Raw genomic sequence first — 24,086 nt, 5'->3', positions numbered from 1 at the left:
TTAATTAAAATTTTCAACTGTTTCGCGATTCTTAAGTAAGAAAAAGTCGTATCACCTTTTTCTGCAATCGTTCTGCTTCAACTTAATAATGATTATTTCAAATATTTCTAATTTTTACAAGGGTTCATTCCATTATATAGTCCGATTGTTGAATAACATGACTGGCGTTTTTCAAACAATTTTATTATGTTTTAAACAACTTTATTATCTCTGTACAAGATGAATTAACGACTTGAGCTGTTGTGTAAATAATATACAATGACCATTTCTAATTCCTTAGTTTGTTCTTTTTCCCATATACGAACAGCATCTACTGGAATTTGTGTATGTTTTAACCAATCTAGAATTAAGTGTAGTTGTTCTTGTATTTGACCAATGTTTTGCTCCTTTATGTTCTTATTCTGAATTCTATTAGTTAATTGAAGCATATAGGGAAGTTTTTCTATACATTCGCTTAAATCTCCGCAATAACCTGAAGGGAATTCATGTGTACCAAATTCTAAAGTATGGATGTAATTAGAAACTAGGTATATCATGGCTTCTTGTTCGGTATCACCACCTAATTCAATCGCTTTTCGAAGGGATTTTTCTAAATCGTCTTCTTTATTGCTAGAGTCCATATAAATTCCTATCCATCTAAAAGGCCTTGAATCAAATGGGGTGTTTTCTGTCCATCTATATAGAATGTCAATTAGAAAACTATTTAGTGAGAAAGTTAACACCTCATCTTTTTCGTTTGATGCATCTAAAATAGTAAACAGTGAAATGGCAAACTCCTCTTGATCTTTTGATTCCCATTTCTTTGCATTTGAAATAAATGTCTCTAAATGTTTATAAGCTAATTTTCGAAGTCCCGCTTCGCGATGCTGACAGTAACAAATAAAATCATGCCAATGCTCATTTGTATTCATATGTATAATAATAGTTTGTAATGTAGTGAGAGGTTTATCCATTATAAGTCCCCAATCTATTAAGAACGTGTTGAAAATTTAGTGTTATTATATCATTACATAAATTAAAAAGGGAGAGTTACTATGATTACAAAAGTAATTGGGAAATCGCAAAAATAATTGGAAAAATTAATGAAGATTCCCTTATAGAAGAGGGATTTATTCATTGTTCATTAGTAGATCAAGCTTTAAGAGTTGCAGAAAAATATTTCAAGCATGAAGAAGATGTTTTATTACTTACAATTGATCCAGCCCTATTAAAAGCAGAAGTAAAATATGAACTTGCTTCAAACGGTCAAGAATATCCGCATGTTTACGGAGTAATTAATGTTGAGGCGATTGTAGAGGTTGTTCCATTTTCTAAAGAAAACGGGGAATTTATATTACTTAAATCAGTTCGACTTTAGTAATAGGCGATGGAGTTCGCTATAATTGCTATATATAGCTAATGAATCCTATTGATAAACGAGATTTTTTGTTTATCAGTAGGATTTTTAATTTTATTCGAACAGACTTAAAAAGAGCACATTTGAATTGTGCTCTTTAAGAGAAAAGTGAATTAGGGTTTTTACTTCTAGATAATGTATGAGTGATTCATCATAATGTGACGATGAATCACAAAAGAGCAGTTAGAGTGGGAAGAATTTAAGATGGATTTTATTGGTCACGGGATCCAATCGATTGGTAATGAAGCAGTTCTAACAGGACTCATTATAGACTTTGAAGATGAAACGTAAAAAAAATTATTATGTTTATCTGAATGTTGAGGGAATACAAGAGTTTTATTTATCTAATTTTTAGAAAACATAGACTATAATATTGATAAATGGTATAATTTCCTTGTTATTGGAATTAAAATGAAAATATTAGAAGAAAAAGGATTGGGCTGGTTTTAATGGGGGATTCTGATCACAAAGAAACAAAGGCAATATTAAAGTTATGGTTTATTTATATACCACTTGCATTTGGAGAGTTTGTCTTTTCGAATATCATAGATTATTTAAAAAAATAAAGATTTTGCATTTGAAAAACAATTAACCTAATTTAATTGTTTTTTTATTTTTCTCTAATAAACCAAACAAAAATAAAGATTTTGAACAAGATGAAGTTTATGAAGGAAATAACGTTGATTAGGTGCTGAAAACGGGAATCATTCAAGCATGGTAATTCGCCATTTTTATAGCTTCCTATAGTGAAATGTTATGTTCACATCATATGTATACGATATTTGTAACTTAATATAGCATTACTGGAACTTCAAAATTAGTAGTTAAGGTTGCTACCTTTTAGAGTGCTATAGATATATAACTTAGCTAAAAAAGCAAAAATCATATAATTTGCGCTTTTTATTATCCGTTTTTTGGTAAATGATTATAGTTTTTGTCACATTAATACTGTACGATACATAGTATAAAACACATACTGTATGACATATAGTAATGGAAATGAGGTGAGTGAATGGATACTTTATTAAACTCGTTAATTACTGAGTTAAGAAGAGGGACATTAACGTTAGCTGTTTTAAGTCAATTAAGAACGCCGCAGTACGGATATTCACTTGTCCAGTTATTGGAGCAATCAGGGATTACAATTGATCAAAGTACTTTATATCCGCTACTTCGCCGATTAGAAAAGCAGGAGTTAGTGACGAGTAGTTGGGATAAAACAGAGAGTAGACCTCGTAAGTATTATGTTTTAAGTGAATATGGATTAGAGATATTTTTACAATTGAAAAAGCAGTGGGTAAAGGATTCGAAAGAACTTTATAACTTATTAAAGGAGGAGGACGAAAATGAGTTTGATTGATATGTATGTCCATGAAGTTGCGAAGAGATTGCCTGAACAAAATCGTGAAGATATTACACTTGAACTACGGTCAACAATAGAGGATATGTTACCAGACGATTATAATGAGGAAGATGTGAAGAGCGTACTCGAAAAATTGGGAAGTCCAGTTTCATTGGCTAATGGGTACTTGGATAGACCAATGCATTTAATTGGACCACGTTATTTTGATGTATATACGACGCTATTAAAAATGATTATACCAATTGCAGCTGTTATTGCGCTCATTTCAATGGTTGCAGAAAATTTTATAGGCTATAATGGTGATCAAGCGGTATTAAATGTTATTTTACAATTGATAGGTAAAGGTATAGGGGAAATTTTTGAAGTGGGTCTCCATGTATTTTTCTGGTTGACACTTGTGTTTGTTATTTTAGAAAGAACAGATAAAGACAAAGGTATCGAGCCGTTGACGACAAGTTTAAAAAAATGGACACCAGATGATTTGAAAAACATCTCGTATATCCCAAAGAAAAAAGCAATCTCGAAGTTTGAAGTTTTTGGAGGTTTAATGTGGACGGCAGTTTGGACTACACTTTACTTTTATGCGAATCATCTTGTAGGCGTATATCATGGTACAGAAAACGGATTGAAGTTTGTCGCACCAACGTTTAATCAAGATGTTTTGCTTCAATACTGGCCCCTAATTTTGGTTATGATCGTTTTCGAAGTAGCTATATCACTTTATAAGTTAGTACAGGGACAATGGACGAAAAGGTTGGCAATTGGAAATGCTATTCTTCAAGTAGTCGGAACAATCATATTCATTGTAATTGTAGTAAATCCACATTTATTAAACGAAGGATTCATTACGTATTTGGCAAATGCATTTACTACTTCCCCAGAGGAGTTTAAAACGTGGCTCATTGGGGGAGGAATTTTCTTCTACATGTTATCTGCTGCAATAAATATACTTGATGGTTTCCGAAAAGCTAGTATTCGTATGTAGATAAAAATCGGAAATTTCGATAAAATAAAACTATTGAAAAGATAGTGAAATAAGATGAACATGATGAAAGGAAGAAAACAATGATAAGGGAAGCAACGAAAAGAGATTTAGCATACATTTTAGATATTTATAACGATGCGATACTTTATACAACAGCTGTATATGCGTATAAACCTGTAACCCTTGAAAATAGAATAGATTGGTATGAACAAAAAAAGGCTGAAGGGTATCCAATTTTCGTATATGAATTAGATAATAAAGTAGTAGGATTTGCGACATTTGGACCATTTAGAGCTTGGCCTGCTTATAAATATTCAATTGAGCATTCGGTGTATGTTGATAAGGATTATAGAAAAAATGGGATTGGGACTTCTTTAATGAAAACATTAATCGAAATTGCAAAGGAAAGAGAGTATATGACCTTAATTGCTGGAATTGATGCAGAGAATGAGAAAAGTATTGCCTTGCATCAAAACTATGGATTTATTCATGCAGGAACAATAAAAAAAGCTGGTTATAAGTTTAATAAATGGCTAGATTTAGCTTTTTATCAGCTGGAACTTAACGGTCCTGAAAATCCTATAGAAGAATAAATATTTTTCGGTAGCAAGAAAAAATTCATGCTACCTTTTTCTTATTTTAATAGCTAATGAAAAGGTTTTTTACATTCAATGTTGAAATATTAGAAGTTAATATAACGATATAAAAAGAGGGATGGAAATGGAAACTGTTATAAATAAAATAAAAGAGGTACAATCTAATTATGTGGGAATGGCAATTTATTCTACAAAAGATAATCGGATAGTTGCTTCATATAATAATGAATTAAATATTCCGTTAGCATCAGCAGCAAAATTAGTCATTGGATTTGTAGTAACGCAAATGGTGAAGGAAAATAAACATAATTGGAATGATATACTTCATCACATTAAATTTAATCCGCATGAAGATAGTGGGCAGTTATATCCGCATTTACAAGGAAGAACTTCTTTAACACTTAGTCAAGCGGTAGAGGTAATGATTGCTTGTCATGATAGTTGCGTTGCACAGTCAGTTGTAATGCACTGTGGTGGATGGGATGCTGTGAAAATGTACGCACAAACGTACTTTTCAAAAATTTATATACAAGAGAATGCTAGAGATGAGAAAAATGTTGGAGAATTAAGTGAAGTTCTTGCCCTTTTCATACAAACCTTTCAAGGTTATAAATCAGAACCAGAATTATGGGAACCAATTATTAGCGGCATGGTAAGACAGCAAGGAGAGTATGAAGAAATCCCATATTATCATTTAGCTCATATGACAGGTGGATTACTCACAGCTACAATAAATATTGGTATTATAGGAATGTTTAACGAATTTCCGCTTCTTTATGTGATGGGGGGAAAAGATTTACCGAATCGACGTGAAAATAAAGAGGTAGATGAAGCTTTTGCAGTAGTTTTAAAGTACATATACAAAGAATATAGTGAAAGCATGCTAGGAGTGAGCGATTGAAAAGAAACTTAAAGACTTCAACAATCATTATTTTAATTTTAACGGTTATTGCTCTTGAAGTTGGAATCGCACTATATGATCACAATTTGTCATTAGATACAATTTACTTTGCAGCGATCCTTATTTGTATTGTATTGCTTTTTGGCACACGTGTTTCTGAAGAGAAAGAAAGTACATCGAAACGAGGACGAAGAAAAATAGCTGTTATATTTTGGCCATCTATTTTATTGTCTATCGCTTGTTTTGCAGTTATAAGTTACATAAGGGTAGGCTATGTCTCTGTACCAGGGATAATTAGCTTTTCATGCTTTGTTACATATGGTGGATTCGTTTTGATTAGTATTTTAAAGGGGAAAAATAAAATGTAGCTTACTAAGTTGAAAGGAAGCAATGTATATGAAACATATAGAGAACGGTACACGTATTGAAGGAGAATACATTAAAAATAAAGTTATTCAATATAATATGTCCATCTTAACAGATGAAGTAAAACAGCCGATGGAAGAAGTAAGCCTCGTAGTAAAAAATGAAGAAGGAAAAATATTTGGTGGTGTAACAGGTACGATGTATTTTTATCATCTTCATATCGACTTTTTATGGGTTGATAAATCAGTTCGTCATGACGGTTATGGTAGCCAACTTTTACATAAAATTGAAGAAATTGCGAAGGAAAAAGAGTGCAGATTAATATTGCTAGATTCATTTAGTTTTCAAGCGCCAGAATTTTATAAAAAGCACGGTTACAGGGAGTATGGTGTCGTTGAAGATCATCCGAAAGGTCATAGTCAGCACTTTTTTGAAAAGAGATTATAATAGTATTATGTATACTGGTTGATGGGAGAAAGCATATGTACACGTATAAATTGCAACAAGAACAACCAATCTGTGCAGAAAAAATAAAGAAGCTTTATGATTCTGTCGGTTGGTGGCCAGAAAGAAAAGAAGTCGATATTGAAAAAATGTTAAAGAATAGTATAGCCATTGGAGTATGGGAAGAAAATGAATTAGTTGGATTTGCTAGAGTCGTTTCTGATGGTGTTTTTCGAGCATACATTGAAGATGTTGTCGTACATGAGAGTGTAAGAAATAAAGGTATTGGAGAGAAAATGCTTACAATATTACTTCGAGAAATATCTCATATTGATATTGTTAGTCTATTTTGCGGTGAGAAGCTAATAAAGTTTTACGGTGAGCAGCAATTTCAAGCAACGAAGCAAATTGTGATGCATCGTAATCAAACAGGGAAAGAATAAGAGGTGCCAATTAAAATGAATGCAACAAGAGCGTACTGTTTATCGAAAAGAAAAGCGACAGAAGATTCTCCAGATGGCTGGAGTGCAACATGTATGAGGCTTAATAATAAAATATTTGCGATAGTAAATCATGAAGAAGGCGAAAAAGCTGCGATTACATTGAAGTGTGATCCAGAAGTCGCATTAAGAATAAGAGAAGATTATCCAGAAACAATTATTCCAGGGTATCATATGAATAAAAAACATTGGAATACCGTTTATATTCATAAGGGTATAGAGCAGGAGCAAATTAATAAAATGATTGATTGGTCGTATGATCTAGTACTACAATCATTTTCAAAGAAAAAGCAGCAGGAGTTAATGGATTAATATGTATTAGGAGTGTGTGTAATGAAAGATTCGATTAAAGATACGTATGATAAATTAGCGAGTACATATAAAGAAAATCTAGATTTTGCAAATCCATATAACAGTTATTATGAAAGACCGGCGATGATGGAGCTTATTCCAAGGGAACTAGAAGGAAAAAGAATATTAGATGCTGGATGTGCAGCTGGATGGTATACTTCTCAATTCATAGGAAGAGGAGCAAATGTTACAGCAATTGATGTAAGTCCTGAAATGGTAAAAGCAGCAAAAGAAAATATAGGAGAAGAAGCAACGTTCCTTTGTCATGATCTGCAAGAAACATTGCCATTTGAAGATAATACGTATGATGTGATTGTAAGTTCGTTAACTCTTCATTACTTAGAAAATTGGAATCAAGTATTTCAAGAATTTCGTCGTGTATTGAAGCAAGGTGGGGAACTTATTTATTCTATTCATCATCCTTTTATGGATTTCACAAAGTTTCCATGTAAAAATTATTTTGAAAAACAGTTATTAATAGATACTTGGGTTAAACCGAATATTACTATTGAAGTCAAGTTTTTTAGAAGATCATTACAAGACATACTAAATGAAACTACAAATTATTTTGTATTAGAAGAGATAGTAGAACCGAAGGCAATTGAAAAAATGAAAGAAGTAGACGAAAAATCATATTATTATCTAAATACGAATCCACATTTTCTTATCATTAAAGCAACTAATAAATAGCTAGTAAAATAACTTTGTTTTACTAGCTATTTACAGTTTTACATTACATATTAGGGGACTTTAAAATGAATACGAAACGAAATAGAGTAGTATATGCACTATTTACTATAGTTATTATTATTTTAGGTCTTAGCTCAAGAAAGTTTGCTTTTGCACTACCACATCTATTAAATGATTATTTAGGTGATGCTTTATGGGCATTAATGATTTTTACTGGCTTTGGACTTTTGTTTCCTAAAACAGAGACGAAGAAGTTGGCTTTTATTAGTTTAATGTTTTGCTATGGGATTGAAGTGAGCCAATTGTATCATGCAAATTGGATAGACAGCATTCGTGCAACGACTTTAGGTGGACTTGTGTTGGGATATGGTTTTTTGTGGAGTGATTTAGTGGCATATACAATTGGTGTTGGAGTGGGAATACTGTGTGAGGTTATTTTTCGGAAGAAATAAGAATTGCAAAAGGGGTATTTGTAAATGGAACAAGCACTGGAAATTGCAAAGTTTTGGTTTCAAAATGAACATGTCACAGCTACTGTAATGCAACCAAAAGTAGCGAAGGTTTTATGCAAGAATAAAGAGTATATTTTAAAGAAAACAGGATCGATAAAGCAACTTCTAGTTGAATTCGATGTTTTGAAGCAACTGTATGAAAAGGGAATTAAAGTACAGAAAGTAGTAAAGACAGAAAATGATGAACAATATGTATTATATAAAGAAAAATATTATTGCTTATATGAGTATGTTGCCGGAAGTGTTTTAGAAATAAAAGATACGAATAAGCTGGAAAGGCTAGCAAGTACAATTGGAGAAGAAATAGCTAATCTGCACAAAGCATTACATTCGGTGAATAGTGACCATGAGTTAATAAAAAGAGATTTATATAAGATAGTATTTGAATGGGCTATACCGATTTTAGAAAAGAACGAGCATGCTCATCGAGAGGTAATTCAAAAGATGGAGCGAATGCACACAGCTTTCAAGGAAACGGTCCATCCATTACCGAGACAAATTATTCATCGTGATATGCATCTATCAAATGTAATCTTTAAAGATGATAAACTGGAAGGGTTTATAGATTTCGAGATTTTAGAAAATAATGTAAAAATATTTGATTTATGTTATTGCTGTACAAGTGTATTAAGCGAGCTATTTAGTGATGAAAGATTAAGAGAAAAATGGTTACATATCGTTAGCAAAGTCTTTGAAGGTTATTATAAACAAAATGATTTAACGAAAGAAGAACTAAAAGCTATTTGGTATGTTATGCTTTCAATTCAAATTATCTTTATTGCTTATTTTGTCCAGTTACCAGATTTATTAAAGTTAAATGAAGAAATGTTCTTCTGGATTTTTGCTAAGAAGGAAGATATTGAAGAAATTATAGAAGGTATCGTAAAGGTATGAAAAAAATCATATTAATTGGTTCTGGCGGTTCAGGAAAATCCACATTAGCAAGGCAGTTAGGAAATAAATTAAATATTAAGGTGCATCATCTTGATGCATTATTTTGGAAACCGAATTGGGAAGGTGTTCCGAGAGAAGAACAAATAGCAGTTCAAAATAACTTAATTAAAGATGAGAAGTGGATTATTGATGGGAATTATGGCGGGACGATGGGTATAAGACTGAATGCAGCTGATACAATTATCTTCCTTGATATTCATAGAACAATTTGTATTTATCGTGCTTTTAAAAGAATTGTAAAATACCGGAATAAAATAAGACCAGATATGGGCGTGGGATGTGAAGAAAGATTTGATTTGCAATTTTTTAAATGGATATGGGAATATCCTAATGCTAAACGACCTACAATTTTAAAAGGGTTAGAGCAATTGCCGGAAGAGAAAAAGGTTATTGTTTTAAAATCTCCAAATGAGGTTCGGAAATTTTTAGAGCACATATAATTATAGAATGTAACACAAAAATTCTTTGTGAATCTTACCGATTAGTTTAATAAAACTAATCGTTTTTTATTATGAAAAATTTAACGCTTTTTGAAAATTGTATTTTGTAATGAGTATATGACTTTAAGTTCATATAAAATGAACGTTTGGAGGAATAGAAAATGACTAACGATTTAATTCAACTAATCGATTCATTAATGGTCAATATTCCAGCTGGAGAGGTAGTATTAAGAGATGATCGAATAAAAAAAGAATGGCTAGTACAAATTCAACCATTTCTTCTTGCAAAGTATGCTGTAACAATGGAACTATATGATGCTATTACAAATAGTACATTAAATAATTTTGATGAAAATCATAAACCAGTTGTCAATATTTCATGGAACGATGCCATTTCGTTTTGTAATGTACTTTCAAAAAAAGCGGGATTAAAAGAATATTATTCTATTAGTGATGGTGGTCAAATTGTGAAATGTAATTTAGGTTCAAATGGCTACCGATTACCATCTGAGGCGGAGTGGCAATATGCATGTAAAGCAAGTACAACCGGATATACATACGGGAAACTTCATGATATAGCGTGGTATAATGAAAATTCAAATGGAGAGATTCATGACGTTGGCCAAAAAGAACCGAATGCATGGGGACTTTATGATATGCTAGGGAACGTTTGGGAATGGTGTTATGATTTGTATGATGAAACAGTGTACGGATCATACCGTATTTTTCGTGGTGGTAGTTGGGCTGAAACAGCGAGAGGGTGCGGCGCTACTTGTCGTCGTCGAAGCCATCCTACATTTCATATAGATGATCTCGGTTTTAGACTCGCTAGGTCAATTTAGTAGGAACATGATACGAACAGCTAGGAAAAGAGTATGGAGAGAATCCGTACTCTTGCCAACATAGAAATGATTTAACGTAAGGAGTGTTTATTATGGCGCGTGTTTTATTTATTAATGCTGGATCAGAAGGACATATAAATCCAACTTTACAAGTTGTAGATGAATTGATTTCTCGTGGTGAAGAGGTCGTTTATTTTTCAATAGAAGCTTTCAGGGAGCGGATTGAGAAGACGGGTGCTACTGTACGAACGATTGATGATCAAAAATTTATAAAAGCGTTTCTATCTGGAGGCAGAAATTATTTACAGGAAAGAATAAATGGCCTTCTACATACAGCGGATATTGTAATACCTAGCGTTTTAGAACAAATTGAAGGTGAACATTTTGATTACATAATTCATGATTCTATGTTTGGCTGTGGCCATTTAATTGCTCAAATCCTTAAACTTCCAGCCATAAATTCATGCACATCTTTTGCGCAGGATGAAAAATCCTTTGAGCAAATGTTAGGTCATCTATCAAAAAATATCCCAGTAGAAATTTATGATAAAATACAGAATGATTTTCAAAACTTAACGAAGGGAATTGCTGAAAAATATGGTGTTGAAATAAAATCATCGTATGAAGTTTTCTGTAATCCTGCACCCCTTACTATTGTATATACAATTAAGGAGTTCCAGCCTTTTGGTGATATGTTTGATGAAATATATAAATTTGTAGGACCATCTATCTCTGCACAAATGAAAAACAGAGACGTTGATTTTACTTCAATTGAAGAAAAAAGTCCGATTTATATTTCATTAGGTACTGTTTTTAATGAAGCGATTGACTTTTATAAACTGTGTATGAAGGCCTTTGAGAATAGTGAGCATACAATTGTTATGTCTATTGGTAGTAAAACAAAAATAAGTGATCTAGGCGAAATTCCTAAAAACTTCATTGTGAAAAACTATGTACCCCAAACTGAGCTGCTTACATATACGAAACTATTTATTACACACGGCGGGATGAACAGTGCGCATGAAGGACTGTATAACGGGGTTCCGCTCGTTGTAATACCGCAAAGTGCAGATCAGCCAGTAGTCGCAAAGCAAGTGGAGAGTCTTGGAGCAGGAATAAAATTACAAATGCAAGGATTCACTGCGGATCAACTAAGTGAAAGTGTAGAAATGGTATTAAATAATCCGTCATTTAAAGAAGTTGCTTTGAATTTGAAGAAATCTTTCCAAAAATCAGGTGGATATAAGGAAGCTGTTGATGAAATTTTTATATTTGTAGGTCAGTGAAAAAATGAAATTATACATTAGAAAAGCATCTAAATAGGATGCTTTTTATTTAACTTTATAATTCTTATTTTTAATATCTAGTATGGTTAAAACTAAGGCACTGAGAGATATAAGTATAAGAATAAAAGTTAACCTGTTAAATGTATTGTCAATTATGAAGTAAAGATGATAGATAAATATATTCAAATTTTATTTTAAAATGTTAGGACTTAGTTTTACATGTTAGTAATAATTTCACTGTTTCTGCACAACTTCTGCACATACTCAGGTAATTTCTATGTCATGATATATTCATAAAGTGAAATATTCCACAAGAAAAATATAATTTCACTGCGGTGTATGCATAATTAACACATACATCGGTACAAGTTTGTCTCTTGTTATTCTTTTACATCAAAGCCCACATTCCACTACAAAGTATAACAAGAAGGAGACATGAACATGAATAATCGATTTTTAAAACAACTACAAAATATGAAAATGAACAAAAAAAGTTTAGGAGCTGTAGCATTAACAGCTGGAATTATTAGTACGACACTTATTCCTCAAAATGCTTATGCGCACGGTTTTGTTGAAAAGCCTGGTAGCCGATCTGCTTTATGTAGTCCAACTTATGGTGCGCTAAATGTAAACTGTGGAAGTGTTATGTATGAACCACAAAGTTTAGAAGCTCCAAAAGGGTTCCCACAAGGTGGTCCAGTAGATGGACAAATTGCTTCAGCAGGCGGAAAATTTGGTGGTATTTTAGATCAACAAACAGCAAATCGTTGGTTTAAAAATACAATCACTGGTGGGGAAAATACATTTACTTGGAAGTATACTGCGCCTCACTTAACGAGTAAGTGGCATTACTATATTACTAAAAAAGGATGGAATCCAAATAAAGCGCTAACAAGAGCAGATTTTGAACCAATTGGAACAGTACAACATGATGGTTCTGCAGCTTCAAATAATTTAACTCATAAAATCAATGTACCTACTGATCGTAGTGGATATCATGTGATTTTAGCAGTATGGGATGTAGCTGATACAGCAAATGCATTCTATAATGTAATTGATGTTAATCTTATTAATGATGTGAAACCAGACATAGAAGCGCCAAGTATTCCAAATGGACTTCAGACGCAAAAAGTAACAGCGAATAGTGTAGAACTAACATGGAACGCTTCTACGGATAATGTAGGGGTAAAAGGATATCAAATCTTCCGTAACGGAGAGATGATTGATACAGTAATAGGCACTCATTTTATTGATAAGAAATTACAACCAAGCACAGAATACTCTTATACTGTAAAAGCAATTGACGCAGCTGGCAATGTATCGAAGGAAAGTACAGCGCTTACAGTAAAAACAACAGTTGAGATTCCTGATACAGAAGCACCAACACAACCAAAAGGATTACATAGTATGGGAACGACAGCGTCAAGCGTGGATTTAATGTGGAGTCCATCTGACGATAATATTGGTGTAGACCATTACGATATTTATAGAGAAACAGAAGGATCAATGAAAAAGATTGCAACATCCAATACAGCTTCTTATATGGATAAAAATCTGCTCGCTAATAGTACTTATAAATATGTAGTAAAAGCTGTTGATGTAGCTGGAAATGAATCCGTACAGAGTGATATATTCACAATTACTACAAAAACTGAAAACGCTTCATATGAAGCGTGGGATGCAAAAAAAGCATATAAAAAGGGAGATAGAGTTCTACACGAAGGAAAAGTATATGAAGCAGTCCAGAGTTATCAAGGAAATGGTGATCCGAACTGGATTTATGCATTATCATTATGGAAAACAGTGTAAGCTTTACCTAGATATGAACTAAGAGATGATGGGCTTTGATTTCAAAAGAGAATCTTGAGAATTCACTTTTCTATTTATAAAAAAGGGTAGTGTATGAATACATAAGATTCATATACTACCCTTTTTATTATGATAACACTTTCGTCATAAGTATATGCGGAATGCCATCTTCCATAAATATATCAGAAGAAGTTTCATAACCTAATTTTTTATAAAATCCTTCAGCTTGTGTTTGCCCGTGTAGTTTCACTTTTGTAGCTTGTTCGTTACGAGCAATTTCTTCTAACGTTTGAATGATGACTTTACCTAATCCGTATGTACGATAATCTTTTAAAATGCAAATACGTTCTAATTTTCCGACGCCATCAACAAATCGTATACGCCCTGTACCTACAGGAAGCTCATGATAATAAACTAAAATATGTTTACATTGCTCTCCGATTTCATCGAATGTATCGAATTCATCTGTAAGAGGAACACCTTGTTCTTTTACAAATACTTCTTTTCGAATATGAAAGGCAGTTTCTAAATCAGTAAGTTCTGTTATAAGTTTGGATTGCAAAATGTTCAGTCCTTTCTAGTGTAATCAGCTTGTGTTTTCATAGTATATCATAATAATGCACTATAAAGAGAAGAACATACTAAAAAGCCAACTTTAAAAAGTTAGCTTTTATTACAATTCCTTTATCCCATTTTTAGCGCCGATAATTACTTTACTCGTCATACTTATAAACAACCCTGTTTCAACTACACCAGTAATCATTTTTAATTGAGTGTGTAAATGGGCAGGATTAGAAATATGATTAGGGAATATACAATCGATAATCATGTTATTGTTATCGGTTATATAGGTTTCATTATTTTTCAAACGTAATGTTGTTTGACATCCTAAAGACTGAATTTTATTTTCGGTTTGTTTCCATGAAAAAGGGATGATTTCAATAGGTAATGGAAAAGTACCTAAATGTGTTACAAGTTTCGATTCATCAGCAATGATAATTAGTTCTTTAGAGGAAGAGGCAACGATTTTTTCACGAAGTAATGCACCGCCACCGCCTTTTATAAGTTGTAAATTTGAATCAATTTCATCCGCTCCATCAATTGTAAGATCAAGACTTTGTACGTCATTTAACGAAATTAGGGGGATATTTAGTTGATGTGCTAATGCTTCAGTTTCCTTTGATGTCGGTACAGCTTGAAATGATAATCCTTCTTTTACACGCTCACCTAATTTTTGTATTGTCCAATATACAGTAGAACCTGTACCAAGCCCAATCTTCATGCCATCATTTACAAAGTTAGCGGCATATTCGCCAGCGAGCTGTTTTAAATTCATCGCTTTACTCCGCCGGACGCGGTCCAGCATCAAGACCTGAATTTTCAACTGTAAGTACCGGACGAACGACTATATCTTTATGTACACGCATTTGACAAGATAATCGTAAATGATCTTCAATCCCTTTTTCCGTCATTGCATGTTTCTCATTCGCACTCGCTTCACAGAAATCACCTGCTAGTATTTCTACTCTACAAGTTGTGCAACGTGCATTCCCGCCGCAACGATGAAGAATGTTGACACCGCTATCTTCAATTGCTAATACTAACTTTGTTCCTTCTTTCACATCAAAAGTTCCCGCACCTTCAATTGTTAATTTTGGCAAATTTGTTCCTCCTCACGTAAAATTGTACATAACATATTTATGACCGCGAATTATTGAACATAAACATTATTTTTTTATATCCCCGTAACTTTTTTTAATGTTGAATCGTTTATTAAGTAAGCGCTGAAAAGGAGTGGTTATTTTGTGCACAAAAGTAACTCATGTTTTAAAGAACCATATCGATATGAATCATTCAAATATAAACTTTTTAATTGAACAATATGGAGAGTTAAAAAGATACTGTACTTTTTTAACGAAAAACAAATGGGATGGGGAAGATCTCGCCCAAGAAACAGTGTGTAAAGTGCTTCAAAAATATAGAAATAAAGATATTTGTATGACACTCGTCTATAAAATAGCAAGAAATTGTTGGTTAGATCAGATAAAGTCTAAGTCTGTTCATGAAAAAATAAGAGAACAAATCACTTTTGAAGAACCACATGAGAACATTGCAGATTTGCATGAAATGGCAGGGAAAGTATTGTCTTCATTAAATGTACAGCAATCCGCAATTTTATTATTAAAAGATGTTTTTCAATATAGTATCGCTGATATTGCTAAAGTGTGTTCTGTATCAGAAGGTGCAGTAAAGGCTTCTTTATTTCGGAGTAGAAATAGGCTGAAAACTGTAAGTGAAGAAGGGATTGAGATAGTCGAATTCACAGAGGATATTGAAGTTGTTGTAACATCTATTCGTGAGGAAAGACCAGAATTGTTAACGAAACTTCTTCCGACAATAGATTTTACTAAGTTACCATCTAAACAGCCAGTGTTATTATTTAATGTGAAAAACCCTTCTTCCTACAGTTGTATGCTTTGCGCAGCATAACAAGTATTGGAGGAATTTAAAATGAATACAATTCCATATGTAGTAGAACAAACAAAATTAGGAGAACGTTCCTATGATATATATTCAAGGTTATTAAAAGACCGCATTATTATTATCGGCTCAGAAATTAACGATCAAGTAGCGAGTAGTGTCGTAGCGCAATTATTATTTTTAGAAGCAGAAGATGCAGAAAAAGATATATATTTATACATCAATAGCCCAGGAGGTTCAACGACAGCAGGTTTTGCAATATTAGATACGATGAATTTAATTAAACCAGATGTGCAAACGCTATGCATGGGCTTTGCGGCATCATTCGGTGCATTGTTATTATTATCAGGAGCAAAAGGAAAACGGTTTGCGCTTCCTAACAGTGAAATTATGATTCATCAGCCGCTTGGTGGTGCACAAGGGCAAGCAACAGAAATTGAAATAACTGCGAAAAGAATATTAAAGTTAAAGCATGATATTAATAAAATGATTGCAGAAAAAACAGGCCAACCGATTGAAAGAGTAGCACATGATACAGAAAGAGATTATTTTATGACTGCAGAAGAAGCGAAGGCATATGGGATTGTAGATGACGTTGTTACGAAAAAATAAGATGAAAAAGGCTAGAGGATATGTTAATTCTCTAGCCTTTTTATTAATCCTTTACCCATTCATCAACTAATGCTTGATTTTTTTTAATCCATTTTCGCGCAGCCTCTTCAGGATCTTTTGTTTTATTTAACATGACCATTAACGTACCGAGCTGTTCATCGTTCATTTTCCATTTATCAAAGTATTTTATAACATCTGGGTGATCTTTTTCGAAACCTTTACGAACGGAGTAATAAATGTCATCTTTTTCACCATATACTTTCTTAGGGTCTTTTAAATATTTTAAGTCAAATTCTGAAAAACCCCAATGCGGATTCCAAAGCGTAACAGCGATTGGTTTCTTTTTTGTATATGCTTTCTTTAGTTCACTCATCATCGCAGCTTCAGAAGATTGGACAAGTTTTAGTTTTATATCATATTCTTTCATTGCTTTATTCGTTAAATTCATAAGACTACTACCGGGTTCGATACCGACAATTTTATTATCTAGTTCATCTTTATGAGCATTTAAATCTTCGATACTGTTTATGTTTTTCATATAAGAAGGGACGACTAAACCTAGTCCAGTACCTTCGTACCATTTTGATTTTAAGACAATATCATCTTTATAACGATCGTTTAGCGGTTTATCTGTAACTGGTAGCCATACTTCTAAATTCGCATCAACATCGCCACGAGCGACACCAGTCCAAATTGCGGCTTTTTCTAAATACATGAGCTCAACTTTGTAGCCTTTTTCTTCTAATAAAACTTTCCACATGTTTGCAGTTGCAATATTTTCTTTCCAACTTGTTACACCAAGTTTAATTTTTCCTTTCGAATTTGCATTTGTTGCATTACATGAAGTGAAAATCATAGTAATAAATAATGCAAGGCATATAAACCAAATTTTCTTTCGCATCGAAAACCTCCTAAGTAACGTTTGCCTTATAAAATAAATGTATAAGTAAGCATTCTTATTATGAACGGAAACGAGAATTTTAAAGAAATCTTATGAATGTCATTTTTATGTAATATTTCTTTGTAAAATCGCAACACTATGTGAATAGATGGGTAGAAAAGGAGTAGTGACATGGATAATACAAAGGTGCGTGTTGAAAACGTAACAAAAGTATTCGGGAAACATCCGCAAAGAGCCCTTTCCTTATTAAAAGAAGGAAAAAGTAAATCGGAAATTTTAAAAGAGACAGGAATGAACGTTGGGGTGAAAAAAGCAACGTTTGAAGTTTACTCTGGAGAGATTTTCGTTATTATGGGTTTGTCTGGCAGCGGGAAATCTACGCTAGTTCGTATGTTAAATCAATTGATTAAACCAACTGCAGGTCATATATATATAGATGGTGAAGACATCGCAACGATGGGAAAAGAAGAGTTACGGAGAGTAAGAAGAACGAAAATGAGTATGGTATTTCAGAAATTTGCTCTATTTCCGCATCGTACAGTTATACAAAATGTTGCATATGGTTTAGAAATACAAGGAGTTCCGGTTGAAGAGCGAGAGAAAAAAGCGTTAGAATCGCTACAGTTAGTAGGACTCGATCATCATAAAGATAATTATCCAAGTCAACTTAGTGGTGGTATGCAGCAGCGCGTTGGAATCGCAAGGGCACTAACGAATAATCCAGATGTATTACTAATGGACGAGTCATTTAGTGCATTAGATCCACTTATTCGAAAAGAAATGCAAGATGAATTGTTAGAGTTACAAGATAAAATGGAAAAAACGATTATATTTATTACGCATGATTTAGATGAAGCGCTTCGAATTGGAGATCGTATCGCATTAATGAAAGATGGAGAAATCGTCCAAATTGGAACGCCAGAAGAAATTATGATGAGCCCCGCAAATGAATTTGTAGAAAAGTTTGTTGCGGACGTGAATTTAGGAAAAGTAATTACGGCTGAGTCTATTTTAAAACGACCAGAAACTTTATTAATTGATCGTGGACCTCGTGTGGCTCTTCAAATTATGAGGAATGCAGGCGTCTCAACTGTATATGTTGTAAACAAAAAGTATGAGTTTTTAGGTATATTAACTGCGGATGATGCGAGTAAAGCAGTACAAAAACAGTGGCCGATTGCTGATTTATTACTTAATGATATTCCGCATGTGTATTTGGATACTTTACTGGAAGAGACATATGCAAAAATGGCAGAGATGAAATATCCCTTACCAGTAATCGATGAGAAGAAAAGGCTAAGAGGAATTATTAAACGTGAAAGTGTCATTCAAGCTCTTGCAGGAAACATTGAGGAAGAGGTGAAAGACGATGAATAGTATACCACGTATTCCATTAGGGGAATGGGTCGACTCATTTGTTGCAAGTTTATATGAGCACTTTGAAGGCTTATTCCGAGGATTCTCTTATATTATTGGTGGATTCGTTGATTTACTCACTAATTTTTTAACAATAATACCTGCCATATTGATGATTATTATCTTGTGTTTCTTCATTTGGTACACAACGAGGAAATTATCTTTAGTCATTTTTACGCTTATTGGATTATTATTCATTTTGAATATTAACTACTGGGCACAAACGATGCAAACATTAGCACTCGTACTTACGTCTGTTATTATTTCAATTATTGTCGGAATTCCAATTGGTATATTAGCATCTCAAAATGAACGTTTCTCAAAATTTTTAAAACCAACACTAGATTTTATGCAAACAATGCCTGCATTCGTATACCTTATTCCAGCGATTACATTTTTCGGAGTAGGTGTAGTACCTGGAATTATTGCATCAGTAATCTTTGCAATGCCACCGACAATTCGTTTTACTGACTTAGGAATTAGACAAGTTCCAGAAGATTTAATTGAAGCAGCGAATGCATTTGGATCCACTGCATCACAAAAACTATTTAAAGTACAATTACCACTTGCAACCGGAACGATTATGGCTGGTGTGAACCAAAGCATTATGCTTTCGTTATCGATGGTCGTAACAGCATCACTTGTAGGAGCTCCAGGACTTGGAGTTGATGTATATCGCTCTGTAACACAAGTTAATATCGGTATGGGATTTGAAGCTGGATTAGCTATCGTAGTAATCGCAATTATATTAGACCGTATTACACAAGGGTTCCATACGAAAAGAAAATAATGACCAAAAGACACACTTTTATAATACAAAGTGTGTTTTTTATTGCATCCAAATCACATACGAACGATAACAGAACCTCCAGCTGGTGCGCAAACTTGGTTTTGTTGTTGTTCCATTGATTTGATGAATTGATTATTTTCCTCGATTAATGAGATTAATTTAGTTAATTGATTTTCAAGACTTGCGATACATTGCATCATATATTGTGAATCATGATGCAATGTATTTCTTGCGGGATGGGGGGAATAAACATACTGTTGATTTATATTTGGATTCCAATGAGGATACATTTGAATCGTTCCTCCTTCAATAAATTACGAAGCCTTCTTATAGTAAATGCCTATGTATAATTAATGGTTACTTGAAAATTTTTTAATATAAAAGGAGTATGTACAGAAAATGGAAAATATTATATGTGAAGTTACAGTACATTTTTTAGAAATATTTAAGCGAGATAGTGCGTATATTAATACATTCAAGTAAATGTATGTTATTTAGCGAGAAATGGTAGGAGGAGATGCAATATTGGCTAAAAATAAAAAAAGAAATGATGCTTTGGCAATAGGTGTCGGTATAGGGGTTGTAATTGGTGTATTTCAAGGGCACTTTACAAATAATTTAGTAATCGGAATTGTGATTGGGATTATAATTGGGATTGCGTTTTTGAAGAAATAATGAGGTGTAAATTCATTTCAAAAATTGCTGTATCAAAAGAATGAAAATTCGGAATACAAAACCTGTTTTTCCTTTTTTTGTGATATTATATATGAAAAGGAAGGTGATGAATATGTCAACAAACAATCAAGTAGAACAAAACTGCTTCATTTGCAAAAAGCATAAAGGAAATATTATAGTTCCAGGTGGAGCTATTTACGAAGATGAACTCGTTTACGTTGGACATGTCCACTGGGATAGTGAAGAAACATACCTGGGTTATGTAATGATAGATATAAAAAGACATGTACCTGGACTTGCTGAACTAACAGATGAAGAAGCGAAAGCGTTCGGACTTATAACAAGTAGAGTAAGTAAAGCGCTAAAAGAAAGCGAAGGTGCAGAGCATATTTACACTTTTGTTTCAGGAAATGGTGTACCACATATGCATATGCACATTATTCCGCGTTATCCGAATACACCAAAAGAGTTTTGGTCACCAAGCGAGATAGCGAAATGGACTGGCGCACCATATGGTGACGCAGCGAAAATCAAAAAACTATGCGAAAGAATACGAGAGTATATGGTGAGTGAATATGCATACAAAAAATAATAGACAACATTCATGGGTTGGAAGTAGAGAAATGTGTTTAGACGAAATTTCGGTAAAGCAATATGGTGATATCGTGCTCGGTGCATATGGTGGGAATATTAGTGCCGGAGCAAAAAAGAACGAAGATGGTGCATTAGTTTGGTCAAATGGTGAATGGGAATTTGCAGCTATATTAGATGGACATAATAGTGCAGAAAGTGTTGATTTAGTAGTAAATACAATCGAAAAAGAATATGAAAATATAAGCGTAATTTTGAATGAACCAATTGATACAGTATTTCAGTATGTTGAAAATCATATACTTACAATTTTTCAGTCATCTTCATTTAAGGAAAAGTGCAAAAGAATACAAGGTGAAACAGCTTGCTTACTATGTGTAAGAAAAGAAAATTATATATGGTGGATTTCTATTGGTGATTGTTTAGTGTATGTATTTCATGAAGAGTTACATAAGTTAGGACAATATGCATTAAATCAACGTCATTTTTACGAATGGATTGGAAATGTAAACACATTTGATTTACCTGTTCCTTGTTATTCATCAGGTATTCGTGAATTACGTACTGGAAAGAACCGAATTGTGATGGTGACAGATGGAGTATTAGAATGCGGGGAACGCCGATATGAAACACCTGTAAATTTGTATAATGCTATGAACAGAAATGATAAAACACTTAAAGAAAATATTCACAATGTTTTAGAACACGTGCATCATCAGTTGGGACGTGATAGTGCGACAATTATTAGTTGGGACGTAGAAAATAAAAGGAATGCCACGTATCCGAGTGATCAGCCGGAGAAAATGCAAGTAAGAAAATAAAAGGATAGGGTTTTCTGTCAATTATAAAAATAACTCTATTAATTTTATCGGTACTATCTATATTCGTTTTTGAAAAAATAGAAAGAAAAAGGATTAAACATCCCGAAACAAAAGGGATGGGAAATAGATTGTTGTTATACAATACATAAAACATGTCTTGATAAAACTACTACTAAAGAAGATAAAGAAAATGAATACATTATCTACATATTAAAAAATATATAATCCATTTTGTTACGAAAACATAATTAATTTAATAGGAGGGAATGCAATGGGCAACTCTACTATTTGGATTATAGTTATTATTATGATAATTGGAGGATATTTTTTAGAAAAGTTGTTAAGAAAAAAACTAAATATGCCAAAGGGCAATGCTTGGATATATAAGCATGTAAATAGTTTACATGTAAAATTAGAAATAGGTCTTTTTATCGTATATCTTATAGTAAGTTTTATTTATCTGTTCAAAGTAGAAAATGCTAATATAGGAATTGCTGTACTTACTTATTTTGGAGCAATTTCCTTATTACGCGTATGGATGGAATGGAAGTATAGCAGAGAGACAAAGGAATATATTCTTTCTATAATTGGATTCTTTGCATTTGTTTTTATGGTTTCAATGTTACTTTATTTTGATCCTCTTTCTACATACTAATGTCGTTTTGGTTTTTCATGATGAATATTTAAAAAGAGTAGCTACCATTATTTATCTTGATAGTTACTCTTTATATTTACATCTTCTTAAAGCTTCTCAAAACAAGGTATTCCCACAATCTCCAAGGAAGAATCTTCTTCGTAAAGATCATAAATTTTACACCTTTTCCAATAGGATATCGTAAAGTAGTGCGCTTTGTTTCAGCAATTTCAACGATTTTATTAGCAACATCTATCGGATTACCAAATGTATCACTACCGCTATTAATATGTTTTTGTATTTTATCCATATATTCTTTGTAAGGAGATGTTGTATCAGATTGGTTTTCAGCTAGTTGTTTACCAACCTCCCATATATTTGTGTTGTAAGAACCAGGTTCAATTAAAGCGACATCTATTCCGAAAGGTTTTAATTCTAAGCGAAGCGATTCACTCCAGCCTTCTAATGCATATTTTGAAGATACATAAGGAGATAAACCAGGGAATCCAACTTGGCCGCTAATGCTGCTTATATTAATGATTTTTCCACTTCTTTGTTTTCTCATATATGGTAAAACAAGCTGGGTAATTGATATAGCTCCAAAAAGGTTCGTTTCAAATTGCTTTCGATATTCGTCTACTTGGATTTCTTCTACAAAGCCCCCATTTGCATATCCTGCATTATTTATAAGGAGATCTATTCTATTAATTTCTTTTAAAAATAATTGGAAATTATGTATAGAATTTTGATCTGTTACATCTAATTGTTGAACTTTTATATTGTGCTGTAAGTTAAGTTGAGTAACTTGGGATAGTAAGGTTCCTTGTTTTTCAAGGTTTCGCATTGTAGCGATAACTAAATAATCTTTTTTTGCGAGTTCGAGTGTAGTTAATAGTCCAAATCCACTTGAGGCTCCAGTAATTATTGCGATTTTTTTATTCATTTTTCGCCAGCTTTCTTTTTCTTTTATCATAACGAGTTATGATAAGAAAATCTATTATTCTTACATTTAGTATGAAATCAATTTGTATGTAAAAAAAGGGGATTATAGGGAATCAGCGTATATAGAGTAGTGTATATTAATATGATAATGAAATGAGGGAAGAAAAATGGTCCATGTAAAAGCTGTATTAGCAGATCAGTTATTAGCAAATGCAAATGATCCCAGTTGGTATATGCCATTTTCAGATGCAGTTAAGGGTTTGTCTGAGAGGGAAGCTTTCTGGAAACCGAATGAAGAGAGTAATAGTATAGCTGAAATCGTACAACATTTACTGTATTGGAACTCTACTTGGCAAACTAGGTATAAAGAATCAAATGTGAATGCAGTACCCGCTATAGGAGATAATAACAAAAGTTTTATGCTCTCAGATAATCAAACTTTCGATGAATTACGGGAAAAACTACTAGAAAAACTGTTACAATGGCAAAATCTCATAAATGAAGAAAAGGTTGAAAGTGATGTAGTGGGATTTCCTGTTTCTGCAAAGTGGTGGGAAGTGCTAGCGAATGTAACAACTCATAATGCATATCATATTGGTCAAATTATTTACATCCGAAAATTACAGAAGAGCTTTGATAATGAATAAAGTAACAATTCTCTTATTAAGGGAACAAAAGTGGACAAAACGAGACAAACGTCTCATTTTGTCCACTTTTTTATTGTTAAAAGATAGAGAAAACCTATTAAAACAAGGATTCGAAATTGGCACAATACTTGCAATATAAAG

General features: G+C 32.9%; 33 protein-coding genes and 1 riboswitch. Of the genes, 26 read left to right on the top strand and 7 right to left on the bottom strand.

Annotated features, from left to right (window positions below):
- Positions 1-224 precede the first annotated feature (224 nt).
- Positions 225-953 (bottom strand): hypothetical protein, encoded by a 729-nt coding sequence (locus tag MR107_RS01645; RefSeq protein WP_078187623.1) that lies wholly within the window; start codon positions 951-953, stop codon positions 225-227.
- A gap of 47 nt (positions 954-1,000) precedes the next feature.
- Between MR107_RS01645 and MR107_RS01640 the strand changes: the two genes are divergently transcribed.
- From MR107_RS01640 to MR107_RS01565, 16 genes are all read left to right on the top strand, one after another.
- Positions 1,001-1,357, top strand: coding sequence for a DUF952 domain-containing protein (locus MR107_RS01640; RefSeq protein ID WP_048564803.1), 357 nt, complete (start codon positions 1,001-1,003; stop codon positions 1,355-1,357).
- Positions 1,354-1,415, top strand: a riboswitch (Fluoride riboswitch). It overlaps the preceding gene by 4 nt.
- Before the next feature lie 993 nt (positions 1,416-2,408).
- Positions 2,409-2,756 carry a PadR family transcriptional regulator gene (locus tag MR107_RS01635; RefSeq protein WP_000380296.1) on the top strand — a complete coding sequence of 116 codons (348 nt, stop codon included), beginning with the start codon at positions 2,409-2,411 and terminating at the stop codon, positions 2,754-2,756.
- Complete coding sequence (locus MR107_RS01630; protein WP_000052355.1) at positions 2,743-3,744, top strand: HAAS signaling domain-containing protein; 1,002 nt, start codon at positions 2,743-2,745, stop codon at positions 3,742-3,744. The genes MR107_RS01635 and MR107_RS01630 overlap by 14 nt, the downstream gene beginning before the upstream one ends.
- 80 nt (positions 3,745-3,824) lie before the next feature.
- The gene (locus MR107_RS01625; RefSeq protein WP_000617521.1) at positions 3,825-4,337 is read left to right on the top strand and encodes a GNAT family N-acetyltransferase; all 513 of its coding nucleotides are present in this window, start codon (positions 3,825-3,827) and stop codon (positions 4,335-4,337) included.
- Positions 4,338-4,464: 127 nt separating this feature from the next.
- The gene (locus tag MR107_RS01620; RefSeq protein ID WP_000450747.1) at positions 4,465-5,241 is read left to right on the top strand and encodes a serine hydrolase; all 777 of its coding nucleotides are present in this window, start codon (positions 4,465-4,467) and stop codon (positions 5,239-5,241) included.
- Entirely contained in the window at positions 5,238-5,609 is a 372-nt protein-coding gene (locus MR107_RS01615; RefSeq protein ID WP_000828004.1) for a hypothetical protein, read from the top strand. Before MR107_RS01620 ends, MR107_RS01615 begins: the two co-directional genes overlap by 4 nt.
- Before the next feature lie 28 nt (positions 5,610-5,637).
- Complete coding sequence (locus tag MR107_RS01610; protein WP_000680416.1) at positions 5,638-6,054, top strand: GNAT family N-acetyltransferase; 417 nt, start codon at positions 5,638-5,640, stop codon at positions 6,052-6,054.
- A 35-nt stretch (positions 6,055-6,089) separates the two neighbouring features.
- Positions 6,090-6,494, top strand: a complete 405-nt coding sequence (locus MR107_RS01605; protein ID WP_017656469.1) for a GNAT family N-acetyltransferase — start codon at positions 6,090-6,092, stop codon at positions 6,492-6,494.
- Between the two features lie 15 nt (positions 6,495-6,509).
- On the top strand, positions 6,510-6,863 hold the full coding sequence (locus MR107_RS01600; RefSeq protein ID WP_000994622.1) for an MmcQ/YjbR family DNA-binding protein: 354 nt from the start codon (positions 6,510-6,512) through the stop codon (positions 6,861-6,863).
- 21 nt (positions 6,864-6,884) lie between these two features.
- Positions 6,885-7,592, top strand: coding sequence for a class I SAM-dependent methyltransferase (locus tag MR107_RS01595; RefSeq protein WP_017656468.1), 708 nt, complete (start codon positions 6,885-6,887; stop codon positions 7,590-7,592).
- 65 nt (positions 7,593-7,657) lie between these two features.
- Positions 7,658-8,044 carry a ribosomal maturation YjgA family protein gene (locus MR107_RS01590; protein ID WP_017656467.1) on the top strand — a complete coding sequence of 129 codons (387 nt, stop codon included), beginning with the start codon at positions 7,658-7,660 and terminating at the stop codon, positions 8,042-8,044.
- Positions 8,045-8,068: 24 nt separating this feature from the next.
- Entirely contained in the window at positions 8,069-8,998 is a 930-nt protein-coding gene (locus MR107_RS01585; protein ID WP_017656466.1) for a phosphotransferase enzyme family protein, read from the top strand.
- Positions 8,995-9,498: a DNA topology modulation protein gene (locus MR107_RS01580; protein ID WP_048538309.1), complete on the top strand. Its 504-nt coding sequence runs from the start codon at positions 8,995-8,997 to the stop codon at positions 9,496-9,498. Before MR107_RS01585 ends, MR107_RS01580 begins: the two co-directional genes overlap by 4 nt.
- Before the next feature lie 161 nt (positions 9,499-9,659).
- A complete protein-coding gene (locus MR107_RS01575; protein WP_048538310.1) occupies positions 9,660-10,340 on the top strand; it encodes a formylglycine-generating enzyme family protein in 681 nt (226 codons plus the stop codon).
- Positions 10,341-10,432: 92 nt separating this feature from the next.
- The gene (locus tag MR107_RS01570; protein WP_242292023.1) at positions 10,433-11,626 is read left to right on the top strand and encodes a macrolide family glycosyltransferase; all 1,194 of its coding nucleotides are present in this window, start codon (positions 10,433-10,435) and stop codon (positions 11,624-11,626) included.
- A 441-nt stretch (positions 11,627-12,067) separates the two neighbouring features.
- Positions 12,068-13,435, top strand: coding sequence for a lytic polysaccharide monooxygenase (locus tag MR107_RS01565; protein ID WP_242292022.1), 1,368 nt, complete (start codon positions 12,068-12,070; stop codon positions 13,433-13,435).
- Between the two features lie 127 nt (positions 13,436-13,562).
- On the opposite strand, the gene MR107_RS01560 is transcribed toward MR107_RS01565, so the two are convergent.
- From MR107_RS01560 to MR107_RS01550, 3 genes are all read right to left on the bottom strand, one after another.
- Positions 13,563-13,997 (bottom strand): GNAT family N-acetyltransferase, encoded by a 435-nt coding sequence (locus MR107_RS01560; protein WP_001190883.1) that lies wholly within the window; start codon positions 13,995-13,997, stop codon positions 13,563-13,565.
- Positions 13,998-14,108: 111 nt separating this feature from the next.
- Positions 14,109-14,771 (bottom strand): ribose 5-phosphate isomerase A, encoded by a 663-nt coding sequence (gene rpiA, locus MR107_RS01555; protein ID WP_001049982.1) that lies wholly within the window; start codon positions 14,769-14,771, stop codon positions 14,109-14,111.
- A 4-nt stretch (positions 14,772-14,775) separates the two neighbouring features.
- Positions 14,776-15,096 (bottom strand): 2Fe-2S iron-sulfur cluster-binding protein, encoded by a 321-nt coding sequence (locus tag MR107_RS01550; RefSeq protein ID WP_001125388.1) that lies wholly within the window; start codon positions 15,094-15,096, stop codon positions 14,776-14,778.
- A 142-nt stretch (positions 15,097-15,238) separates the two neighbouring features.
- On the opposite strand from MR107_RS01550, the gene MR107_RS01545 reads away from it, so the two are divergent.
- Both MR107_RS01545 and clpP read left to right on the top strand, forming a co-directional pair.
- Positions 15,239-15,925 (top strand): RNA polymerase subunit sigma-70, encoded by a 687-nt coding sequence (locus tag MR107_RS01545; protein ID WP_242292021.1) that lies wholly within the window; start codon positions 15,239-15,241, stop codon positions 15,923-15,925.
- Positions 15,926-15,946: 21 nt separating this feature from the next.
- Positions 15,947-16,528 carry an ATP-dependent Clp endopeptidase proteolytic subunit ClpP gene (gene clpP, locus MR107_RS01540; protein WP_001092372.1) on the top strand — a complete coding sequence of 194 codons (582 nt, stop codon included), beginning with the start codon at positions 15,947-15,949 and terminating at the stop codon, positions 16,526-16,528.
- 43 nt (positions 16,529-16,571) lie between these two features.
- Here the strand turns inward: clpP and MR107_RS01535 are convergent, their stop codons facing one another.
- Positions 16,572-17,429 carry a glycine betaine ABC transporter substrate-binding protein gene (locus MR107_RS01535; protein ID WP_001227615.1) on the bottom strand — a complete coding sequence of 286 codons (858 nt, stop codon included), beginning with the start codon at positions 17,427-17,429 and terminating at the stop codon, positions 16,572-16,574.
- Between the two features lie 171 nt (positions 17,430-17,600).
- On the opposite strand from MR107_RS01535, the gene MR107_RS01530 reads away from it, so the two are divergent.
- Entirely contained in the window at positions 17,601-18,806 is a 1,206-nt protein-coding gene (locus MR107_RS01530) for a quaternary amine ABC transporter ATP-binding protein (protein ID WP_000370606.1), read from the top strand.
- Positions 18,799-19,635 (top strand): ABC transporter permease, encoded by an 837-nt coding sequence (locus MR107_RS01525; protein WP_001084759.1) that lies wholly within the window; start codon positions 18,799-18,801, stop codon positions 19,633-19,635. The genes MR107_RS01530 and MR107_RS01525 overlap by 8 nt, the downstream gene beginning before the upstream one ends.
- Positions 19,636-19,688: 53 nt before the next feature.
- Here MR107_RS01525 and MR107_RS01520 read toward each other — a convergent pair whose 3' ends face one another.
- Complete coding sequence (locus tag MR107_RS01520) at positions 19,689-19,925, bottom strand: hypothetical protein (RefSeq protein ID WP_000283220.1); 237 nt, start codon at positions 19,923-19,925, stop codon at positions 19,689-19,691.
- A 214-nt stretch (positions 19,926-20,139) separates the two neighbouring features.
- Here MR107_RS01520 and MR107_RS01515 point away from each other — a divergent pair, with 214 nt between their 5' ends.
- The 4 genes from MR107_RS01515 (at position 20,140) to MR107_RS01500 (ending at position 22,377) form a co-directional block, all read left to right on the top strand.
- Positions 20,140-20,310, top strand: a complete 171-nt coding sequence (locus tag MR107_RS01515) for a glycine zipper domain-containing protein (RefSeq protein WP_033689096.1) — start codon at positions 20,140-20,142, stop codon at positions 20,308-20,310.
- Positions 20,311-20,401: 91 nt separating this feature from the next.
- The gene (locus MR107_RS01510; protein ID WP_071739455.1) at positions 20,402-20,902 is read left to right on the top strand and encodes an HIT family protein; all 501 of its coding nucleotides are present in this window, start codon (positions 20,402-20,404) and stop codon (positions 20,900-20,902) included.
- Entirely contained in the window at positions 20,886-21,722 is an 837-nt protein-coding gene (locus tag MR107_RS01505) for a protein phosphatase 2C domain-containing protein (RefSeq protein ID WP_199630287.1), read from the top strand. Before MR107_RS01510 ends, MR107_RS01505 begins: the two co-directional genes overlap by 17 nt.
- Before the next feature lie 271 nt (positions 21,723-21,993).
- The gene (locus MR107_RS01500; RefSeq protein ID WP_242292020.1) at positions 21,994-22,377 is read left to right on the top strand and encodes a DUF4181 domain-containing protein; all 384 of its coding nucleotides are present in this window, start codon (positions 21,994-21,996) and stop codon (positions 22,375-22,377) included.
- A 76-nt stretch (positions 22,378-22,453) separates the two neighbouring features.
- Here MR107_RS01500 and MR107_RS01495 read toward each other — a convergent pair whose 3' ends face one another.
- On the bottom strand, positions 22,454-23,299 hold the full coding sequence (locus MR107_RS01495; RefSeq protein ID WP_001034794.1) for an oxidoreductase: 846 nt from the start codon (positions 23,297-23,299) through the stop codon (positions 22,454-22,456).
- A 166-nt stretch (positions 23,300-23,465) separates the two neighbouring features.
- On the opposite strand from MR107_RS01495, the gene MR107_RS01490 reads away from it, so the two are divergent.
- The gene (locus MR107_RS01490; RefSeq protein WP_071713672.1) at positions 23,466-23,945 is read left to right on the top strand and encodes a DinB family protein; all 480 of its coding nucleotides are present in this window, start codon (positions 23,466-23,468) and stop codon (positions 23,943-23,945) included.
- On the top strand, positions 23,938-24,084 hold the full coding sequence (locus MR107_RS01485; protein WP_162900592.1) for a hypothetical protein: 147 nt from the start codon (positions 23,938-23,940) through the stop codon (positions 24,082-24,084). Before MR107_RS01490 ends, MR107_RS01485 begins: the two co-directional genes overlap by 8 nt.
- Positions 24,085-24,086: the final 2 nt, after the last annotated feature.

Origin of the sequence: Bacillus cereus group sp. BfR-BA-01441, from assembly GCF_022663075.1 — a bacterium.
GTDB classification, from domain to species: Bacteria; Bacillota; Bacilli; order Bacillales; family Bacillaceae_G; genus Bacillus_A; species Bacillus_A cereus.
The sequence above is the reverse complement of the archived record's forward strand: the minus strand, read 5'-3'. Positions and strand labels throughout refer to the sequence as shown.